Raw genomic sequence first — 15,665 nt, 5'->3', positions numbered from 1 at the left:
TTCATATAAAATAAGTCATTGAATAGTTTCTAATTTCAAATATTATTCTCCTGTTCTTTTAAAACAGCAATGTACGGCAAATTTCGATATTTCTCATCAAAGTCCATTCCATATCCGACAACAAATTCATCCGGAATGACAAAACCTGAATAATCGGGCTCTACCTGGGCTATCCGCCGATCCGGCTTATCCAACAGGGTACAGACTCTGACATCTGAGGCGCCTTGCTTTAAGAAAAAATCTAAAATACGTTTTATGGTAAGGCCGCTGTCCACAATATCCTCTACCAAAAGTATTCTCCGGCCTTTTATCTTTTCCGATAAAAGGTCAGCAACCGCTACTTTTCCCAAAGTGCTGGTACTCTTTCCATAGCTCGATGCCTTAATAAAATCAATTTTGACAGGGACAGTTAAACACCTTATCAAATCAGCAAAAAAGAGAATACTTCCCTTCAAAATGCAGACTGCCAAAAGCGCATCTCCTGCATAATCCGATGAAATCTTTTTTCCAAGTTCGGCAACTCTTTTCGCTATTGCATGATTGCCTATCAAGATTTTTTCAAAATCAAACTCCAAATTTTTCTCCTACTATTTGATATTGAACTTTAAGAACACTTTGGGTTTCCGGGCCTGGCTGATACTCTCGATTAATGGCATAGCCTAAAATCCAGACTACTTCAGACCCCACTGCCAGCATGGGGATTGCATCGCGTTTTTCACGCTCAATTTTTCGATCAATAAAATAATCCTTGATCTTTTTTTTGCCTTCAATGCCAACAGGTTTGAAAAAATCACCTGGCCGACGATTCCTCAAATAAAGCTTTCTTCTTATTTTACCATAATCAAAATATTTTTCACTATGATTTTTTAATTCTTTTGATTTTTTTATTCCTTCATCGGTAATCATGGAGGTTTTAATCCACAAACCTTCTTTTGCAAAATAATATACTTTATCTGGTAATAATTCATAACAGCCAATTTCAACATTAACAGGCGTCTTTCTTTCTTCTATCCAAAACAAATCATAACGCCTGACAGCCTGCATACCATGTGGTAAGTGCATATCCCAAACCGTCTTTTCAGATAAAAGCAGCTGCTTAACGCATAGGATATGATTGTACTCTATTTCTTTTAAACTACCCTTAAGTTGCAAAATCATCTCACGCAACAATTCTTTTTGAATAAGCGAAATCTGCTGCCGCCACATTTCTAAATTAAGATATACCCGATTACTTTTTTTTGTAATCATCTTTAGACTCAACTCTGCCATAGAATTTTGCAAAAGCTGCTCATGTTCATATGCAAGCAAAGCAAACTCAGCCAAATGATCTTCGACTCTCGGATTAATCGACTGGAGCGCTGGAATAATTTCCAATCTCAGCTTATTCCTTGTAACATCCGTTTCAAAGTTCGTATCATCTGTCCGATAGTGCAGATCATTTTCTTTGCAATAAGAAATGATCGACACTTTATCCACACACAGCAATGGGCGGATTACACTGCGCTCCCCTTTTGTCTCAGAAAGCATCCCTGCCGCTCCTTTTATGCCTGTGCCACGAATCAAACGCATTAAAACTGTTTCTGCCTGATCGTTAAGATGATGTCCCAAAGCCAGTTTATTATACGCTTTTGAGCTTTGAAGTTCTTTAAAAAAAGCATATCTCGCTTCTCTTCCGGCTTCCTCAAGAGAAATTTTATTCTTTTTGGCCAGATGAATAACATCCACAGTTCGGTCATAGAGTAAAACAGACCGTTCAAAACAAAATTTTTTTACAAAAGCGAGATCCTCATCCGCGGCTTTTCCTCTGATTGCATGGTTTAGGTGCGCGGCTGCAATTTGAATCTTCAAAATCGCCTGATGCTTTTTCAAAAAATGCAACAAGGCCAGCGAATCAGCACCACCGGATACTCCGATTAGAATGCGATCGCCGGCCATTATCAGTCCGTTATCAGAAATGTATTGTAACAGTTTTTCTTCCATGATAATATAACGCTCATCTCAAAGTTCAATTAATTCTGGATAAAAAAATGGTGGTCGCTATAGGGCTCGAACCTATGACCCCCTGCTTGTAAGGCAGGTGCTCTCCCAGCTGAGCTAAGCGACCACGTACAAAATGAAACTATTAACTTTTTAAAACAAAATGGTGACCCCTGGGGGATTCGAACCCCCGTAACCGCCGTGAAAGGGCGGTGTCTTAACCGCTTGACCAAGGGGCCGGAATTAATCTGACATTTTGCTATTAAATTAATGGTAGCGGCGAACGGAGTCGAACCGCTGACACTACGGGTATGAACCGTATGCTCTAGCCAACTGAGCTACGCCGCCATAATTTAAAATTTGGTTGCGGGGGCAGGATTTGAACCTACGACCTCCGGGTTATGAGCCCGACGAGCTACCAAGCTGCTCCACCCCGCGACAATATAATAGACGCAAGCGCGTCTTACAAATGATGGTGCCGGAGATCGGAATCGAACCGATACGATCGAAAAGGATCGCAGGATTTTAAGTCCTGTGCGTCTGCCAGTTCCGCCACTCCGGCACTCAGTGTGGCTGTCTCATTTCTGAGGACAAGTGTTATTATACAGTCTGTGAAACTTAATGTCAACACTTTTTTAAATTTTTTTTCGTTTATTTTTCATTCCCGAATTGTAAAATTAATTGACCGCATAATTATACAATAAATTTTAAAGAACCATCTAGTGCGGGGATGTAGGAGTTTTATGATGAATGGAAATTTTAGAAATGCACAGCAGAAAGAAGTTTTTTACCAGCGCTTATTTGACCTGGTGCTTGATTATGGTGCCTGTCTCTATGTAAAGGGCTTATGCCTAAAAGGCTCTCCTGAACATTCAAAAGAAAAAGACAACGAAGCGTTAGACCATTTTGCTGATATTAAAGATTTGCTGCAAGACTTTCTGTGGGATTGATTTTTAATTAAAAATAAAAAAGGAGATTGAATTATGGATTACTTGATTGTAGGAATTAACGACATTGATTTTACGGACGAAAAGACAAAGGCCCATATCGACGGGGTCAAGATTTACTTTGTCTATGAGGATATGCTGAACGAGAACCTCCAGGGCTGTATTGCTGACGGAAAGTTTCTCCAGCGTTCCCTGGTTAAGAAGCTGCCCTTTAAGTTGGATTCCGTTGTCAACAAACACGTGGACATCGTCACCGACATTAAAGGCCGGATCGTTAACATTATTCCCAAAGAAACAAAGCAGGCTTAAGCCATGGGTAACCTCTTAGTTCAGGAAATCGCCTTGGCCGGGATGCTCTTCGGATTAATCCTTGCTTTAATCGTGGCGGTAGAATGGAGTCGAATCCATTGATGCTTGAAGATTTTCAACTGTTTTTCCAGTATGCGCTGCTGGGGTTTTCTTTTGGCATTGGCGTTTGGTTGTTCAGTTTTTCTCTGCGATCCGCCTGGGTCGCGTTTAAAACTTCAATAAAGTAAATGAAAGGAGTGTTGTTATGGAAGGTGCGGTTACAAGTATCCAGACCATTTTCACAGGTGCTGCTTCAGATATCGCGGGCATGATGGTTCCGATTTTTACAGCGGGTGTCATTGTATCGATTGGTATTTTAGCATTCACTGTTGGTAAACGGCTGCTGAACAAGTCTGTGAAGTAGTCTGATTTCAAGAAAGGAGTTTTACTATGCCTGTAACAATCGAGGAACTGCCAAGTACCATTGATCTGATTCAAGGACTGTTTGTGAGTGCATCCGGACAGATGGCGGGTATGTTGGTTCCGGTCCTGACCGCCGGTGTTGTGGTTTCCATTGGTATTCTGGCCTTTACGGTCGGAAAACGCCTGTTAAACAAGTCTGTGAAATAACAGACAATTGACATCTTTTCCCTTTTAAAAAAGCCTGTCGGCCTTCCTCATTGGGTTGGCAGACAGGTTTTTGTTTATTTAGGAATTGAATTAAAAATTGCTACGAATGTAAAGAAAACTAATAACAGGAATCCATAGAAACTATACTCATATAGCTTTTTTTGGCTAATGACTCTATTTATTTTCTCTAGAAAAGTTATGTGTACTTTTCCTTTTTGTTGTAAATATGTTAGCCAATAAACCGCAACAACTGCAAACATTAACAATAAAGCTATTAGTTTCATGGTACACCTCCTATTTGTTCTTTTATTATATCTTATTTACTGAAAGGGTTTCAATATGGAAATGAAGATAAATAAAAATATATATTTAAAACTAATAGCTGTGCTATTATGTATTTATATAGCTATATCTCCCTTTTGTCAACCAAAGAAAGTATATGCGAATCCTGTTCTTTTGGGTGGTATTGCCATAACACTTATTGCTGGTATGATTGCAGCTGGTTATGCTCGAGACGCCGTAGTCCCAGCAGAAAAACTAAACGAATTAAACGAACAAGCCACTGCCAACCTACAGTCCGCCTTCCCCGACCCCACCGAATACAACAAACAGCTCGGCATCCTCGAAAACCTCAGCAACGACCTGCTGTCCGGCAAAGACATTGACTGGAGCAAGTACAGCGGAAAAGCGATTTACGCCATCAGCAAGGCGGTGATTGATGTACTATACCCATCCAAGCCCCCCGAAACGCTTCGAGATGGAGAAATAATCTGGCGTTACACAGAAGGAGGTTATATTACTTGGAAACTTAGTAGTAATGGATATGGCCCTAAAAACCCCGTATTAAAACTTCTTTCTAAAACGGCAACCGAGGAAATATACACCGTTGGAAAAGTATCAGATTTTGTGGATAAGGATGTAAATATATCGCCTGCTTTCCTTTATTATCCTTATGGCTCCACTTCTAGTACATCTTCTTATGATCTTTATGGTTATTGGGTCAAAGACGGTTATATTAAAACAGCTTTTGAATCGGATCGTACCATTGGATCTCCGAATTATAAACTTTGGATGAAGCTTTTTTGGGGACAAAATACGCATGTTCCGGACATCACCGCCAAAACTGTCAATAAAATTAAGCTCCCAACCCGCCTTCCACCATCCGTGATTAACAACTACAACACCTACATCAACGGCGAATCCGAAAACCTCGTCATTGATCCGACCGACGATGAGCTCCCGCAGCTGCCCGACAACTATAACCCCGTAACGGATGACCCGCCCGATCTTGACGGTTACCAGGATGTCACCTCAGATCAGGAACCCACGGATACTCCCGATCCAACACCCAGCCCCACACCAACACCCACCACGCCCGAATATGACGGCACCGACTGGGTAAAACGCATCGGTGATTTCTTCGATGGGCTTTTAACCTTTGTGAAAGGGGCCCTTTTTCCAACCCAAACCATCGACGCTGCGCCACTCCAGAACATGGGGACCGACTTTAGCAAAAAGTTTCCCTTCTCCCTGCCCGGCGATATCGTGAAGCTTTATGGCCTCCTGCAGGCTGAGCCCCGGCGTCCCGAATTCCACATGACCTTTGACCTTTCAAAAGTCGGTGTCCCCGGCGATCCCATTGTCTGGGATATCAAGCTTGAAGCATGGGACGGAGCCGCCGCCATTGTGAAAACCGCACTCTATATCGGTTTTCTGATCGGCCTGGCTTTTATATCAAAGAATTTCATTCGGAATTGAGGTGTTTTCGTTGATTGCCGATTTCTTTATCATCATCCTTAACTTTTTTATCAGACTCATTGCGTCCGTTGTAACTTCTGTTACCGACCTTTTGCCCGAAGATCCCTTCGCAAGCCTGAATCTTTCCCTGCCAGCAGAGATTGTCGGCTATATGAACTGGTGCTTCCCCTTCACGCTGGTGGTTGAAACCCTGGCCGTCTGGGGGGCTGCCATGCTCGTCTGGTACGTGATCTCCATTCTGCTGCGGGTCTTTAAGGTCATCGACTAATATAAGCGTTAAACTTGAATTTTCGTGTTTTTCGGGGTTGATCTCCCTGGATCAGCGCCGCAGCACACACAAAAGAGGTAAAAAATATGATTAAATGTTATACCGGTGTTCCCGGAAGCGGCAAGAGCCTGCACAGTATCCGCCTGATCCTGGCCTACCTGAAAGCCGGAAAGAACGTAATCGCCAACTTTCCCATTAAGGTTTCCCAGATCAAGCACATGAATGGCCGCTATTTTTATATCGAAAATCAGGATTTGACCGTGGACTTTCTCCGCAGCTTCGCCCGATTGTTCCACGACGAAGAGCGGGAGAACCAGACCCTGATCATGCTGGATGAAGCCAGCGTCAAGTTCAACTGCCGGGAGTTCTCCGTCAAAGACCGGCTCCCCTTCTGCTCTTTCTTTGCCCAGCATCGGAAGTACGGCTTTGAGGTGGTGCTCATTACCCAGAATATGCGCCAGATTGACCGTCAGATTCGGGATTTGTGCGAAATCGAAGTCGTGCATCGTAAACTCAATAACTTCTCCCTCTGGTCCGTTTTGCCCTTTCCGCTCTTTGTGGCGGTCGAACGGAACGTGACCATCCGGGAAAAGAACGACCATGAATTTTTTCTGTATTCCAAAAAGGTAGGTGATCTCTATGATACGTTTTATGACTTTACTCAGTCGGGTGTTGCGGCAGTGCCAAAGGCTCGTAAACAAGCTATTCTGGCTGCTGAGATAGCACCAGAGGAAAGACGCCCGCAAAAGCGCCGTTCTCCCAGGCCGTCCCGGCTCCATTGGGCAGCGGACGACGGATCAGCGGAAGGGGTGCGCCAGCGGGGCCCCGCTGCTGACCGCCGCCCGCACCCCGAGGAAACCTTGGAAGGTAAGGTCGACCGGTTCTTCCAGCTGGAGAATGAATGACCGCCTCCCCATAAACACCCTCTGACCAGGGAAGGTTTATCCTTTCCTGGCCTAAGAGGGTGCCCGCCGAAGGCGAAAAAATATGACTGCAGCATGCCCCCGGAACGAGAAGGCCGGAGGCCTTCTACTTGACATAAGTATCACATTCCGGGGATTGTACCGAAAGGGATACAATGGAATACAAAATATACAACGCAGTGCAGGTCAAAAAGATGGCGGATTACTACAAGCTGACCATCACCAAGGAAGTGACCTATGGGCGGAGTATTCGGAAATATACCCCCAAGGGCAAGGCCAATCAAAAAAAGCTTAAAAACAATGTACAGCGGGCTAAAAACACCGTCCTTGAAAAGGCTTTGTGTAATGACTGGACATGGTTCGTGACCCTTACCCTGGATAAAGCAAAGTACCAGCGGGATAACCTGTCCCTTTTTCAGAAAGACCTTTCCCAGTGGATACGGGATTACCGAAAAAAGTATCGAAAACAAGATCCGGCTTTTGATGTGAAATACCTGTTCATTCCTGAATTGCATGCCGATGGTAAAAACTGGCACATGCACGGTTTGTTGTCCGAGCTTCCCTGGGATGATCTGGAACCGCACCCGGTGCGCTCCCTTTCCGAAAAGGGCTATCTGAACTGGGCGCCCTATCAAAAAAAGTTTGGCTTCTGTTCTCTGGGCGCTATTCGGGATAATACCCGGACCGCCCTTTATATCACAAAGTATATTACAAAGGATTTAGCCCGATCAGTTACCGACCTGGATGCCAATTTGTATTATTGCTCGACCGGTTTAAACAAAGCCGAGGTCGTTTCAAAGGGCAAGCTCACAAAAGCCGTTGATTTCAGTTTGGACTTTGAAGGGGCGTGGTGCTCCCAACAGTTTGTGGATCAATACGATTTTTTTAAAGATTACTATCTGGAATTGGATTTATGAGGAGGTTTTGACATGGCTGCTTATATGACACTGGATCAGCGCAAACAGATTGAAACATGCCTTAAGCTGGAGTTAAACACCCAGGACATTGCTGATGTGATCGGTATGTCCGAGCGGACCGTACGGCGTGAGATTAAGCGTGGCACCATCATGCTTTACAATACCAAATTGGTTGAATATTCGTGTTACTGTCCCGATTATGCCCAGACACTGGCCGATGAAGCTTCCAAACGAAAAGGCCGTAAATGCAAGCTGGCTGATGATCCAGATTTCATTGAGTACATTGAAAACAAGATTATCAATGAACGCTGGTCTCCCGATGTCGCTTTAGGTCGTGCCCGCTTTGAAGGGAAAAAGTTCAAAACCACCATCTGTACCGGTACACTCTATAACTACATCAAACAAGGCCGTTTTCCGCGTTTAACCATAAACGATCTGCACCGTAAAGGCATGACCAACAAACACAAAACAGAGAATGAAGTAAAATCAAGGAAAGGCTTGGGGAACCGCCGGATTGATGAACGTCCTGACAAAGTTGAAACACGCCTTGAATGGGGGCATTGGGAGATGGACTGTATTAAATCTGCCCGTGGACAGAAAACAGGGCTCCTTACCATCATTGAAAGAACTTCCCGGGATACCCTTGTCTTTAAACTGCCCTTTGTTTCCCAGGCCTGTGTAAAGGAAGTATTGGACAGCCTGGAACGGAAATACCGTTACCAGTTCAAGAAAATTTTCAAAAGTATCACCATGGACAATGGCTCCGAATTCATCGATCAGGACACCATTGAGACCTCCATCTATACCAAGAAAAAAAGGACAACAGCTTATTACTGTCATCCTTACCGCTCAAGCGAACGCGGCAGCAACGAAAACGTCAACGGCATGGTTCGCCGCTTTGTGAAAAAAGGTGTAAATATCGCTTCCTTAAGTGAACAGTTCATCAAACGGGTTGAATCCTGGATTAATAATTATCCGCGTAAAATTCTCGGTTATCGCACTTCTGCGGAGCTTTTCGGTATGTTTATTCAGAATTTGTCTTAAGTTTTTAACTTTTTGGACATTTTTTCTTGACATTCACATTTATTTTTCATTCATGAAAAAACGGCTGTAGGCTGCGCCTTCCAGATTATCATAATCACAAACAACAAATGAGTCCATTTTGGTCGCTTTCAAAATATTGTCTAGGATACTGGTACCCGCAATGATAATATCCGCGCGCTTCGCCTCCAGACCGACAATCTGACGGCGCTCATCAATCGTTTTTGAAGCCAGATCCATGATGATCGATTCAAGCTCCGCTTTGGTGACAACACTCTGATGCACCTGCTCACTGTCATAAATTTTCAGTTTTTGTTTAATCGTGGATACCGTTGTGGCTGTTCCGCCAATACCGATCAACTTATAAGGTTTATAAGCTTCGTAATCAGCAAGGGCATTCTCAAGGGCTTCGATTGCATTTTGATTTAACTGATTCAGCTCATCTGCATTGGGCGGATCATTCTCAATAAAAGTTTCTGTGGAACGAACGCTTCCAATATCCAGACTTTTCATTCTTAAGAGATTTCGGCCCTGTCCATAAATCAATTCGGTACTGCCTCCACCAATATCAAAGATCAGCAAGCCCTCATCAAAGCATTGTGATACGCCGATAAAGCCATATTCCGCCTCTTTTTCACCTGAAATAACCTCAACCTTCATCCCAAGCTTTTGTGCGGCTAAATCAATAAATTCTGAAGAATTTTCAGCATCTCGGAGCGCACTTGTACCAAAAATAAACATTTCCCTTACTTCGTAATCCTCAGCGATGCTCTTATACTCCTCTAAGGCTTCAATATTTCGCTTGATCGCATCCGGATGAAGGCGTTTGGTCTTATTAACGCCCTGGCCCATCCGGGTATACCGGACCGATTTATTAACGCGAAACAGCTGTCCTTTTTTATCTTTTCTAAATATCAGCATTCTCGTTGAATTTGTTCCGATATCAATCACCGCTCGATTGATTTTAGGTTGTTTTGGTACACTTGATTCACTCATTCGTTTTCCTCACTTTGTTGCTCATCGCTATTGGAACTATCCTGACCACCTTCGTCTGCTGTTGGTGTCGGCTGTTCTGCCGGCTGCTCACTGTTACTCTGTCCGTTATTATCTTTACCTTCTACGGGCACTACAATCTTTTCATCCGGATAATAAAGGCCCAGGTATTTTCGTGCAATGAGTTCGATATAATTTTTTGTTCCGATTTGTTTAATGTCTTCGTCCAATTGTTCGCTTTTCTTCTTTGCCTCGTCAAGCTTGGACTGAATATCTACTTTTTGGGCATTAAGCTGATGAATTTTCATGGCATTTGTTCCAAACAGTGTGCCCACAAAGATTAAAAGCACAAGGGTCACAATAATCGTCCCCATTTTAGGCTTGAAGCGCCTGCGCAGATCTTTTTTTTTCTTTTCCGCCACTGTTTTTCACCACCTGTTTTTTTATTTATTGTAACATAATCTACTTCATTCAGCTATTATAAACGATAAAACCCAGTCAATTCTTAATCTAAAGTTCCCGGTACATTTCTGTGGCTTTATCCTTAGGGGCATGTTCTAAAAGCTCTAAAACCTCAATTTTCTGTTCGCCATCGCCGTATGCTATGGTGAGAATATCGCCAACCTTCAAACGGCTCCCAGGCTTTGCCTCTTTTCCATTAATCGTAATCCGCCCTCCATCACATGCCGCTTTTCCCACGGTACGGCGTTTGATTAAACGGGCATTTTTCAAAAATTTATCAACTCGCATTGAATTTCCTTTCTAAAATCAAAAGGGCCGAAGCAATACTGCTCCGGCCCTCCCTTGATTATTTGTTTAATTCGTCTTTAAATGCTTTTCCTGCTTTAAATGCTGGAGCTTTTGAAGCAGCAATTTCAATTGGTTCTTTGGTTCTTGGATTTAAACCGGTTCTAGCAGCTCTTTCACGAACATCAAAAGTACCGAAACCTACCAGAGCAACTTTGTCGCCGTCCTTTAAGGCGTCAACAACGGTATCCATAAAAGCACCTAAAGCTTTTTCTGAGTCCTTTTTAGATAATCCCGATTTTTCTGCCATAGCGGCAATTAATTCTGATTTGTTCATTCTTATCCCTCCGTAAAGTGTGATCTTTATGTTTTAATTTTTATGATTATTATTATAATCACGTTTCGCTAAAAAATACAAGCATTTTCTGTATTTTTAGCTAAAAACCTTAGTTTTTTAAGGATTTTACCAGTTGCCACAGCTGCTCAAGACCATCAAGGTCGTAATCAAGCATACTTTTTTGTTCATTTAGGGTAATTTTTTCCATTTCTTTAAAACGCATGATAAACTTTTGTGTCGCTTTACGCAGTGCAGTCTCAGGCTGAATTTTTGCCAGGCGGGCAACATTGACAACCGCAAACAGCAAATCCCCCAGTTCTTCTTCTAGTTTATCCGGGCATTCATTTATAATTTCCGCTCTTACTTCTTTTTCTTCCTCCGCAACCTTCTCTAATGCATCCAATGGGTTTTCCAAATCGAACCCAACTTTGGCCGCTTTGGATTGAACCTTACAGGCCTCCATTAACGCAGTAAATTCTTTGGGAATTCGCGCCATTTCATCGGAGATCGTTTGTGTCTGCTTCTCTGTTTTTTTGATTTCATCCCAATTGGTCACCACCTCTTCGGATGAAATCTCCTCGGGAGTCATAAACACATGAGGGTGCCGGCGTACCATCTTTTGATTGATTTCTTCCAGAACATCATTAATTGTGAAAAGTCCTTCTTCTCTGCCAAGCTGTGCATGAAAAATAATCTGAAAAAGCAGATCTCCCAGTTCCTCTATCAGATTTTCTGTATCCTCTGTCTCAATAGCATCCATCACTTCATAGGTTTCCTCCAGCAGATATGCTTTAAGGCTCTCATGTGTTTGCTTTCTGTCCCAGGGGCAGCCCTCCGGACTTCTGAGGATCTCCATAATTTCAAGCAGCTTTTGATAGCTTCTCATGCCCTTTTTATCCGGCGGGATATAGAGCGTGGTTAAATGGTTGATCTCATCAGTCCAGTCCATCTCACACAATGGAACCTCTTTAATGATCTCTTGTCCCGGAATTCCGGCGTTGATGAGCAAAACAACCGGATAATCATCTGGATAGTAATCCAACAGGAAAAGCTTAATTTCTGATGCCATATGACGGTTGAAAACCTGAGTGACCAGATTCCCCATTGCCTTGTCCGGAATTTGTTTGTTAATTTCAAAGGCGTCAATAATCTTCAGACCATTTACGGGGTCTTCCTTTAATGCTGTCATGGAAACATCAACAAAGCTCACCCCCGAATAAATCTGGTAGCTTATCTTCTTTTCCTGGCATTTATGCATTAAATTGACGACACTCTGTTCCCCAAACAGCGGGTTGCCAGGAACCGCATAAACCAGCGTTTCTCCAGTCTGTGCTTTCTGGATAAGTTCTTCTGCGATCTTTTCATAAACGTCCTCAAAACACTCACAGCTTTTATACAATGTATCAAAACTGACGTACATTATCCCACGTTTCTCCAGCTCTTTGACTACGGGGTGGACGGCTGTTCTGAAATAATTTTTACTGTCGTTCTGGAGTAATTCCAGTGTTTCTACTGTTAGCTGGCCCAAGGCACCGGGCCCTAAACCTACAATACTTATCTGTGACATAGCTTTCCTCTATTCTAGCGATATAAAATCCCTCTGATTTTCCTGTAAACCGGTTCGATAATCTTCTGTGCTGGCAGAATAGCCATTTCTTCTTCTGTGATTCCACCAATCAAAATCATCAGGAAAAAATACACAGCAACGGCAACCACCACCGCTGTCACGACTGCGATAAAATTGCCTGCGAGCATGCTTACCAATGCGTAAACACCCCAGGTAGCAAGCCCCATCAGAATGGCTGAAACCAATGGTTTAAAAAGCGTTTGCTTCGCATCCATCTGGAACCCGGTAAAACGCTTGACGCAGATATAATTAGATATCGTTAAATAAACAAAAGTAATCATACTGCTGATAACAATCCCATAGATGTTAAACGCAGGCACTGCCAGACAGATCCATCCTGTTACAAAACGGATTACAATCGCAATAGCAAGATTGATCAATGGTACTCTGAAGCGGTCTATGGCCTGGAGAATGCTTTGAAATGTGTTTGAAAGCATCATAAAAATAGTCGCGTACGAGTAATATTTTAAAATTTCGGGTCCATAAGGTGAGCCTTGAAAAAGAATATCAAAAATTCCCTGTGAGAGCACAGAAAGGCCAATACAGCAAGGTAAAGCTACCATAATAACCAGACGGATGGCAACATCAATTTTATGCCCCATTGCCTTTTTATCACGGAGGGCAAAGGATTCCGAAATCGCCGGTATCATGGCAACCGCAAGGGTTCCACTGATAACGAGCGGTATATTAATCAGCGTATCCGCATTGGCAAAATCGCCGATCATGGTCGTTGCGGTATGGGCGTCAACCCCTGCGAGCGCCAGTCTCGGGATATAGATCATTGAGTCAATCATCGAAAACAGCGAGACAATGGCGGATGTCAGCGTAACCGGGACCGCGATGATCACAAGGCGCTTGAATATCTGTTTATTTGTAAGCGGTACCGGCCGGCTTGTCTGCTTTAATGTTTTTTTATTGGCGGCTGTGAAAGCCCAGTATAAGAACCAGAGAAAAAGCATCGCAAACAGGCCACCGGCAGTTGCTCCAAAAACGGCGCCGCCGACGCCCATTCCAACACCCATTCCACTGGAAATGAAATACCAGCACAAAAAAACGCCCAGACCCACCCGAACAATCTGCTCAATAATCTGAGAGATGGCTGTTGGATTCATGATTTGAAAGCCCTGGAAAAAACCTCGGAAGGATGAGCAAATCGCTATAATAAGCGGCGCCATCGCAATGGCCATAATGGCTGGAAAGCTTTCACCCGGCCAGTTCGCAACAGTTATCAGCCAATCCGCCCCCAGAAAAAGAAAGGCAGTGGAAAGGCCGCCCATAATCAGCAGTGTCCAAAACGAAACCTTAAAGACATTATGCGCTGCCAGGTAATCCTTAATTGCAATATTTTCAGAGATCATTTTGGAAATTGCCACTGGCAGCCCCACCGTTGAAACCATCAGCAACAGATTATAAACATTTGTGACATTGCTGTATATGCCATTACCATAGCTTCCGACAAGGTTATATACCGGCACCTTGTAGAATAACCCAAGAAGACGCGAAAGAATCCCGGCTACTGCCAGAATTGTCGCTCCTTTTAGATAACTACTCGCTTTTTTACTCACTTGAAAACCTCTTTCAACGAAATAAGTATCATTATAACTTTTTTGCAGTGGATACGCAAATTAAAAGGCCTGCCTTACAGCAAGCCTTTGACTCATGAGAACTATTGGACTTTCTTGTCATAAATCTGAATATTTAATTCCGATTTTAACTGATCCATGTAGGTTTCGAGCGTGGTTTTAATATCATAGATATCAATTTTTTCTTTTTTCAGCAAGTCTTCCTTGAGTTTGTTATAATCTTCAGTACCTTTTTCCTCTTTTACAGACGCTGTTATTTCATCCTTTTTATCTTCAAAACTCGCTTCACCGGCGTCGTTTTTATCATAAACATAGATAACATGGTAACCGTACTCTGTTTTTACAGGTTTGCTGACACTGTTTTTTTCCATACCAAAAGCTGCATCAGAAAATTCGCTAACCATTTTTTCTTTATTGAAGGAACCCAAATCCGTTGCTTCTTTTACTTTTTCATTGGATTTGTATTCGTTCATTATTTTTTCAAAATCCTCTTTTGTCTTTGCATCTTTGGCTTTCTCGTAAATTTCATTTGCCAGAGCTTCATCTTCTGTCAGAATATGCTCTGCCGAAACTGTACTTTCATCATAAGAATCTTTATGCTCTTTATAGTATTTACGCAAATCCGTGTCACTGACTTTGACATCTTCTGTCACTTTTGCCTGGATGGCCTGACCCGCCGCAGTCCCTTTAGCGTCTTCCTTTTGGTATTCGTCGTATTTTTCTTTTGTGAGGAAGTAGCTTTCAAGATACTGATTCAGCTCATCATCTGTCTGAAACATCATATTTTGAATAGATTGTTTAGTCTGAAGCGCATTATCGATTTCTTCCTGTTTTATTTCAATATTATTATCTTCACAGTACTTAATCAGGGCTTTGTTTTGAGCGATTGAATTAAAAATTGATTCATTTGTTTCTTTCACACTCGCATCATCTGTCTGCAACCCCTGTCCACCCGAATAATAAGAGGTGATTTCTTCATTGATATAATAATAATTATAAATTCCACGCTTAATTTCTTCATCGTTGATTTTTCCAACCACCTGATCCAGTTCTTCCTCAGGATGCTCTTTTAAATAATCCGTATGCTTGGAATAGCATTCGCTGGCATAGCTGTTGTCAACCATGAAGGTTTTCATAAATTGTGTGAAGGAATCATTATTGGTATTGTATTTAGACAGGATGCTGTCATATTTATTTCCTGCTGATGTTTTCAAGCTGTCCAGCGCTGTCTGAGCCTGGCTTTCAGCAGCTGCCTCATCGACTGTAAGGTTGTCCTTTTTGGCCTGAGCCGTCATTGCCCCAACCTGAACCAGGCTGTCCAGTAAATCTTTTTTGAATTCAGTCAGTTCAGACCCTGTTGGCATCGAGCTCCCGTTGGCCGTGTAATACAGATCATAATAGGCCATATAGTTGTTAAAAGACTCTTTTGTCATAGATTGACCGTCGATCTCCGCAATAACCTGCTGGTTATCCTTTTCTGGATTGACGGAAACCAGTGAACAACCGGTTGTCAGTGTTGTAATCCCCAGCGTGACCGCTAAAGCCAATACGACACCCCTGATCTTGTTTTTCTGCATTTTGCTCTCCTTAAAAATTGTGATTTTTATATTTTAACATATTTTATCTTAA

The 15,665-nt window shown here is 42.7% G+C and carries 19 protein-coding genes and 5 tRNA genes; 9 read left to right on the top strand and 15 right to left on the bottom strand.

Features of this window, described 5'->3' with window-relative positions:
- Positions 1-35: 35 nt before the first annotated feature.
- The 7 genes from hpt to I2B62_RS19335 all read right to left on the bottom strand — a co-directional run bounded on the left by hpt (position 36) and on the right by I2B62_RS19335 (position 2,539).
- On the bottom strand, positions 36-575 hold the full coding sequence (gene hpt, locus I2B62_RS19365; protein WP_195270669.1) for a hypoxanthine phosphoribosyltransferase: 540 nt from the start codon (positions 573-575) through the stop codon (positions 36-38).
- Positions 565-1,980 carry a tRNA lysidine(34) synthetase TilS gene (gene tilS, locus I2B62_RS19360; RefSeq protein WP_195270668.1) on the bottom strand — a complete coding sequence of 472 codons (1,416 nt, stop codon included), beginning with the start codon at positions 1,978-1,980 and terminating at the stop codon, positions 565-567. The genes hpt and tilS overlap by 11 nt, the downstream gene beginning before the upstream one ends.
- A 48-nt stretch (positions 1,981-2,028) precedes the next feature.
- A tRNA-Val gene (locus I2B62_RS19355) sits at positions 2,029-2,104 on the bottom strand.
- A 37-nt stretch (positions 2,105-2,141) separates the two neighbouring features.
- A tRNA-Glu gene (locus I2B62_RS19350) sits at positions 2,142-2,216 on the bottom strand.
- 32 nt (positions 2,217-2,248) lie between these two features.
- Positions 2,249-2,325: transfer RNA gene (locus I2B62_RS19345), tRNA-Met, on the bottom strand.
- A 13-nt stretch (positions 2,326-2,338) separates the two neighbouring features.
- A tRNA-Met gene (locus I2B62_RS19340) sits at positions 2,339-2,415 on the bottom strand.
- A gap of 35 nt (positions 2,416-2,450) precedes the next feature.
- A tRNA-Leu gene (locus I2B62_RS19335) sits at positions 2,451-2,539 on the bottom strand.
- 181 nt (positions 2,540-2,720) lie between these two features.
- Between I2B62_RS19335 and I2B62_RS19330 the strand changes: the two genes are divergently transcribed.
- The 4 genes from I2B62_RS19330 (at position 2,721) to I2B62_RS19315 (ending at position 3,842) form a co-directional block, all read left to right on the top strand.
- A complete protein-coding gene (locus I2B62_RS19330; RefSeq protein ID WP_195270667.1) occupies positions 2,721-2,927 on the top strand; it encodes a hypothetical protein in 207 nt (68 codons plus the stop codon).
- A 33-nt stretch (positions 2,928-2,960) separates the two neighbouring features.
- Positions 2,961-3,233 carry a hypothetical protein gene (locus I2B62_RS19325; RefSeq protein ID WP_195270666.1) on the top strand — a complete coding sequence of 91 codons (273 nt, stop codon included), beginning with the start codon at positions 2,961-2,963 and terminating at the stop codon, positions 3,231-3,233.
- 244 nt (positions 3,234-3,477) lie between these two features.
- On the top strand, positions 3,478-3,636 hold the full coding sequence (locus I2B62_RS19320; RefSeq protein ID WP_195270665.1) for a hypothetical protein: 159 nt from the start codon (positions 3,478-3,480) through the stop codon (positions 3,634-3,636).
- A gap of 26 nt (positions 3,637-3,662) precedes the next feature.
- A complete protein-coding gene (locus I2B62_RS19315; RefSeq protein WP_195270664.1) occupies positions 3,663-3,842 on the top strand; it encodes a hypothetical protein in 180 nt (59 codons plus the stop codon).
- Positions 3,843-3,916: 74 nt separating this feature from the next.
- Here the strand turns inward: I2B62_RS19315 and I2B62_RS19310 are convergent, their stop codons facing one another.
- On the bottom strand, positions 3,917-4,126 hold the full coding sequence (locus I2B62_RS19310; RefSeq protein ID WP_118519102.1) for a hypothetical protein: 210 nt from the start codon (positions 4,124-4,126) through the stop codon (positions 3,917-3,919).
- Positions 4,127-4,181: 55 nt separating this feature from the next.
- Between I2B62_RS19310 and I2B62_RS19305 the strand changes: the two genes are divergently transcribed.
- The 5 genes from I2B62_RS19305 to I2B62_RS19285 all read left to right on the top strand — a co-directional run bounded on the left by I2B62_RS19305 (position 4,182) and on the right by I2B62_RS19285 (position 8,752).
- Positions 4,182-5,600 carry a hypothetical protein gene (locus I2B62_RS19305; protein ID WP_195270663.1) on the top strand — a complete coding sequence of 473 codons (1,419 nt, stop codon included), beginning with the start codon at positions 4,182-4,184 and terminating at the stop codon, positions 5,598-5,600.
- Positions 5,601-5,610: 10 nt separating this feature from the next.
- Positions 5,611-5,868: a hypothetical protein gene (locus tag I2B62_RS19300; protein ID WP_195270662.1), complete on the top strand. Its 258-nt coding sequence runs from the start codon at positions 5,611-5,613 to the stop codon at positions 5,866-5,868.
- Positions 5,869-5,954: 86 nt separating this feature from the next.
- Complete coding sequence (locus tag I2B62_RS19295; RefSeq protein WP_195270661.1) at positions 5,955-6,773, top strand: zonular occludens toxin domain-containing protein; 819 nt, start codon at positions 5,955-5,957, stop codon at positions 6,771-6,773.
- Positions 6,774-6,946: 173 nt separating this feature from the next.
- Entirely contained in the window at positions 6,947-7,708 is a 762-nt protein-coding gene (locus I2B62_RS19290; RefSeq protein ID WP_195270660.1) for a hypothetical protein, read from the top strand.
- Positions 7,709-7,720: 12 nt separating this feature from the next.
- On the top strand, positions 7,721-8,752 hold the full coding sequence (locus I2B62_RS19285) for an IS30 family transposase (protein WP_195270659.1): 1,032 nt from the start codon (positions 7,721-7,723) through the stop codon (positions 8,750-8,752).
- A gap of 39 nt (positions 8,753-8,791) precedes the next feature.
- Here the strand turns inward: I2B62_RS19285 and I2B62_RS19280 are convergent, their stop codons facing one another.
- The 7 genes from I2B62_RS19280 to I2B62_RS19250 all read right to left on the bottom strand — a co-directional run bounded on the left by I2B62_RS19280 (position 8,792) and on the right by I2B62_RS19250 (position 15,613).
- On the bottom strand, positions 8,792-9,745 hold the full coding sequence (locus I2B62_RS19280) for a Ppx/GppA phosphatase family protein (RefSeq protein ID WP_195270658.1): 954 nt from the start codon (positions 9,743-9,745) through the stop codon (positions 8,792-8,794).
- Positions 9,742-10,164, bottom strand: a complete 423-nt coding sequence (locus I2B62_RS19275) for a septum formation initiator family protein (protein ID WP_195270657.1) — start codon at positions 10,162-10,164, stop codon at positions 9,742-9,744. Before I2B62_RS19275 ends, I2B62_RS19280 begins: the two co-directional genes overlap by 4 nt.
- A gap of 88 nt (positions 10,165-10,252) precedes the next feature.
- The gene (locus I2B62_RS19270) at positions 10,253-10,492 is read right to left on the bottom strand and encodes an RNA-binding S4 domain-containing protein (RefSeq protein WP_058693580.1); all 240 of its coding nucleotides are present in this window, start codon (positions 10,490-10,492) and stop codon (positions 10,253-10,255) included.
- A 58-nt stretch (positions 10,493-10,550) separates the two neighbouring features.
- Positions 10,551-10,826: an HU family DNA-binding protein gene (locus I2B62_RS19265; protein WP_013382050.1), complete on the bottom strand. Its 276-nt coding sequence runs from the start codon at positions 10,824-10,826 to the stop codon at positions 10,551-10,553.
- A gap of 109 nt (positions 10,827-10,935) precedes the next feature.
- The gene (gene mazG, locus I2B62_RS19260) at positions 10,936-12,393 is read right to left on the bottom strand and encodes a nucleoside triphosphate pyrophosphohydrolase (RefSeq protein WP_195270656.1); all 1,458 of its coding nucleotides are present in this window, start codon (positions 12,391-12,393) and stop codon (positions 10,936-10,938) included.
- Positions 12,394-12,407: 14 nt separating this feature from the next.
- Positions 12,408-14,018, bottom strand: coding sequence for a polysaccharide biosynthesis protein (locus tag I2B62_RS19255; protein ID WP_195270655.1), 1,611 nt, complete (start codon positions 14,016-14,018; stop codon positions 12,408-12,410).
- A 101-nt stretch (positions 14,019-14,119) separates the two neighbouring features.
- Positions 14,120-15,613 carry a peptidyl-prolyl cis-trans isomerase gene (locus tag I2B62_RS19250; protein WP_195270654.1) on the bottom strand — a complete coding sequence of 498 codons (1,494 nt, stop codon included), beginning with the start codon at positions 15,611-15,613 and terminating at the stop codon, positions 14,120-14,122.
- Positions 15,614-15,665 lie beyond the last annotated feature (52 nt).

Origin of the sequence: Eubacterium sp. 1001713B170207_170306_E7 (genome assembly GCF_015547515.1) — a bacterium.
Taxonomy (GTDB): domain Bacteria; phylum Bacillota; class Clostridia; order Eubacteriales; family Eubacteriaceae; genus Eubacterium.
Note: the sequence above shows the minus strand (reverse complement) of the source record. Positions and strands in the feature narration are given on the sequence as shown.